Source organism: Methylobacterium sp. 22177 (assembly GCF_052045615.1).
GTDB classification, from domain to species: Bacteria; Pseudomonadota; Alphaproteobacteria; order Rhizobiales; family Beijerinckiaceae; genus Methylobacterium; species Methylobacterium radiotolerans.
The window spans coordinates 1-542 of sequence record NZ_JBQEPK010000124.1 but is presented as its reverse complement, the minus strand read 5'-3'; the positions used below and the strand labels follow the sequence as shown (position 1 = coordinate 542).

At 72.9% G+C, this 542-nt stretch carries 1 pseudogene; it reads left to right on the top strand.

Going from position 1 to position 542, the window contains the following annotated elements:
* A pseudogene (locus ACTJK8_RS32345) lies at positions 1 to 542 on the top strand (glycosyltransferase); the annotation flags it as partial.

The following is a 542-nucleotide window of genomic DNA, read 5'->3' as shown; positions in this document are numbered from 1 at the left end:
CGGCTGGTGGCGGGGCATTTCGACCACGGCTTCTACCGGGCGCGCTACGGCCTGTCCGAGGCGGAGGACGCGGTGCGCGACTACTGCGACACCGGCTGGAAGACGGGCCGCAATCCCCGACCCGACTTCAACGGCTGGGCCTACCGCGCGCACCATCCGTCCGCCGAGGCGACGGGCCTCGCGCCCTTCGTCCACCACCTCGCCCGGGCCCTTCTGCGGGGCGACGACCTCGCGGGCGACGCCTTCGATCCGCGCTACGGCGCGCCGCCGGCCGAGGAGGACGCGGAGCTGTTCGAGCAGGCCCGCCTGATCGAGCCGCTCTTCGACGCGCCCTGGTACCTCAAGCGCTACCCCGACACCCGCGGCTTCGAGAACGGCCCGGTGATCCACTTCCTGTCCCACGGGCAGGAGGAGGACCGCGACCCGAGCAAGACCTTCTCGACCCGCTTCTACCGCCGGGCCTACGGGCATCTGCTGGGTCCCGGGGAGTCGCCGTTCCTGCACTACGTGCGCACCGGCCGGGCCGCCGGGCTGATGGGCTG